Origin of the sequence: Streptomyces sp. SPB074, from assembly GCF_000154905.1 — a bacterium.
In the GTDB taxonomy this organism is placed as follows: Bacteria; Actinomycetota; Actinomycetes; order Streptomycetales; family Streptomycetaceae; genus Streptomyces.
This window is the reverse complement of the sequence record NZ_GG770539.1, coordinates 1,026,195-1,027,327: the sequence shown is the minus strand read 5'-3', so window position 1 is coordinate 1,027,327 and position 1,133 is coordinate 1,026,195. Positions and strand designations below refer to the sequence as shown.

Genomic DNA, 1,133 nt, shown 5'->3' with positions numbered 1-1,133 from the left:
CCGCGCCGTCTCCGGCCAGGCACCCCCGCGCGCCTCGGCCGGCGCGGCGAGCGCGCGGTAGCGGCCGAGGAGGGCGTCGTGCCCGGCCGCGTCGGTGAAGACGCCGTCGATGTGGCGCAGCGCGTCGTACCCCGTCGTGCCCGAGACCGGCCAGCCCTCGGGCAGCGCCTCGCCGTCCGCGAGGATCTTCTCCACGACCGTCCAGTGCCCGTCCGGCGCGGCCCGCGCCGCGTGCTCCCCGAGTCGGCGCAGGTAGCCGCCGGGGTCGGCGAGCCCGTCCGGGTGGTCGATGCGCAGCCCCCGCACGGCGCCGCTCGCCATGAGGTCGAGGACGAGGCTGTGCGTCGCCGCGAAGACCTCCGGGTCCTCCTGCCGCACCCCGATCAGCTCCGAAATCGTGAAGAACCGCCGGTAGTTCAGCTCCGTGCGGGCCAGTCGCCACCACGCGAGCCGGTACCACTGCGCGTCGAGGAGTTCGCCGAGCGGCAGGTGCTCGGTGCCCGCGCGCAGCGGGAAGGCGTGCTCGTGGTACCGCAACTCGCCGTCCTCGACGGTCAGCTCGTCCTGCACGTCCGCGAGCCGGCCGCCGAGCACGGGGAGCAGGAGCCGCCCGCCGCCGCCCTCCCAGTCCAGGTCGAACCAGCGCGCGTACGGCGAGCCGGGCCCCTCGCGCAGGACGTGCCACAGCGCGCGCGTGTGGCGCGGCGAGGCGGCCATGTGGTTGGGGACGAGGTCGAGCACGAGGCCGAGCCCGTGCGCGCGGGCCGTCCCGGCGAGCGCGAGCAGTCCTTCCCGGCCGCCCAGCTCCTCGCGCACCCGCGTCGGGTCGGTCACGTCGTAGCCGTGCTCCGAGCCGGGCACCGCCTCCAGGACGGGGGAGAGGTGCAGGTGCGAGACACCGAGCGAGGCGAGGTACGGGACGAGGTCCGCCGCGTCCGCGAAGCCGCGGCCGGGTGTGAGCTGGAGCCGGTAGGTCGCGGTCGGCGGGGCGAAGACCGCTTCGGGGGCTGGGGACGAGTCGGAGGTCATGGGGGGTTGTGTACCCGCGCGGCGGGCGAGTGTGTCATGCGGACGCGCGGACGGATGAATCGGAGGGGTGAACGGGGGCGGGGGCGCGGACCCCCCCCCCCCCC

At 76.3% G+C, this 1,133-nt stretch carries 1 protein-coding gene; it reads right to left on the bottom strand.

Annotated features, from left to right (window positions below):
• On the bottom strand, positions 1 to 1,029 hold a 1,029-nt coding region (locus SSBG_RS04190; RefSeq protein ID WP_037868900.1), incomplete at its 3' end, for an alpha-amylase family glycosyl hydrolase.
• Between the last annotated feature and the right edge of the window lie 104 nt (positions 1,030 to 1,133).